The sequence below is a fragment of the [Clostridium] clostridioforme AGR2157 genome, assembly GCF_000424325.1.
Taxonomy (GTDB): Bacteria; Bacillota; Clostridia; order Lachnospirales; family Lachnospiraceae; genus Enterocloster; species Enterocloster clostridioformis_A.
Genome location: NZ_AUJR01000129.1, coordinates 1 through 1,571 on the forward strand (window position 1 = coordinate 1; position 1,571 = coordinate 1,571).

At 36.9% G+C, this 1,571-nt stretch carries 3 protein-coding genes; 2 read left to right on the forward strand and 1 reads right to left on the reverse strand.

The features are described from left to right. Window positions 1-94: 94 nt before the first annotated feature. Window positions 95-223, reverse strand: coding sequence for an IS66 family insertion sequence element accessory protein TnpA (gene tnpA / locus G614_RS35250; RefSeq protein WP_420341547.1), 129 nt, complete (start codon window positions 221-223; stop codon window positions 95-97). 534 nt (window positions 224-757) lie between these two features. Between tnpA and G614_RS0123985 the strand changes: the two genes are divergently transcribed. Then, window positions 758-1,060, forward strand: a complete 303-nt coding sequence (locus tag G614_RS0123985) for a type II toxin-antitoxin system RelB/DinJ family antitoxin (RefSeq protein ID WP_027643887.1) — start codon at window positions 758-760, stop codon at window positions 1,058-1,060. Window positions 1,061-1,064: 4 nt separating this feature from the next. After that, window positions 1,065-1,379 (forward strand): type II toxin-antitoxin system RelE/ParE family toxin, encoded by a 315-nt coding sequence (locus tag G614_RS0123990; protein ID WP_080664617.1) that lies wholly within the window; start codon window positions 1,065-1,067, stop codon window positions 1,377-1,379. The last annotated feature ends 192 nt before the right edge of the window (window positions 1,380-1,571 follow it).

Below are 1,571 nucleotides of genomic sequence, written 5' to 3' on the forward strand. Positions count from 1 at the left end.
TGACATAAACGGCACAGCTTTTTGTCTCCATCTCCTTGCGGACTGACACGTACAGACAATCGACAAATAAAAACGTATAGAACTTCTTGAGCGGCTAGTAAAACGTGCTGACGGGAATCCCGTTTTGTATGCACCATTGGCGGTCAGTAAGGCCACTGGCCCTGCACTGTGTGATCAGTTCCAGCCATTGCTCATTGTTTGAAGTTGTACTCATTTGATTCATATCCTCCAATGTGAGACTTTAGAGTAATCAGGTACACCAAAAGCGACAGAAGCTGAGAGATTGAAGCATAGCTTTTGTGAATCTGAGAACCAGATATGAAGTGAATTACTCCAAGTATCTGAAGTATCTCACAAAAGTTGGATTTTTGCTATCCGGTCGATTATAAAGCGCTTACTTTATATGCCAAAAGTATGTGCTTGTGCCAAAAAATAAGATGTACAATTGTTGATGAACCGTGTGAATATTATGTTTCTGAAAATTCTAAGGAACTGTTAAAGGAAGAAGATTTGTGTAGAAACTTTATAAGATATATGTCACGTGGTAGAGTTAAAAGAGTAGAATGCTCAATTTCAGGTCTACCTGGATGTGTAGGAACAGAAGAATGTAAGTTTTGCTTAAAGAAGAACAGATGTAAATGATAATATAACTGATATAGGATGTAGATATGATTTAGTGCTTGGTAAATAATATTGCAAATTACAGTTGAATAGTAACAACAAATGCGTTACAATTAGATAAAGGAGATGAATGCAAATGGAAAAATCAGCAACTTTAAATTTGAGAGTAAATCCAAGTGTAAAACAGCGTGCAGAAGATGTGTTGTCACGTTTAGGAATCCCAATGTCGACAGCAATCGATATGTATTTAAATCAGATTTCGTTGACTGGTGGTATTCCTTTTTCTGTAACTCTGCCAAAAGCACCTGTATCTGTTAATGCTGATCTGATGAATGTAGAAGAAATTCATGCAAAGCTACATGAAGGATACGATGATGTTAAGGCAGGCAGAGTGCAGGATGCAGCTTCCGCATTTGCAAAGTTCCGGGAGAATCATTGATATCATGCAGTATAAAGTACAAATTACCGATAAAGCATTGGCTGATATGGAAGAAATTTATTCCTATATTGCAGAGCAACTACAAGCATCGGAAAATGCAATGGGACAATATAACCGAATTGCAAAGGCGATTGAAGGATTAGATATGTTTCCAGAGCGAGTGCGGGTGATGGAATCAGAGCCGGAACATAGCATGGGATTAAGACAGTTTCCGATAGACAATTTTTCTGCTTTTTATGTGATTGAAGATGATAAAGTGGTTGTAGTAAGAGTGCTTTACAGTGCTTCGGATATTAGTAGAAGGTTGTTGGAAAGATAGGAAAAAACTTCAGAAAAAGATTGCTTTATCCGGATGAGATTGGTATCATAAAAGCGTTGCAACACTTTGGCAACAGTAAATCAGTAAGCCGGAATAATATATGTAATTGAGATAAAATATCGGTAGAATAAACATAAAACTTAAACAAAAATGTTTAATATCTACAAAGAACACGCCGAGTGGGAATAATAA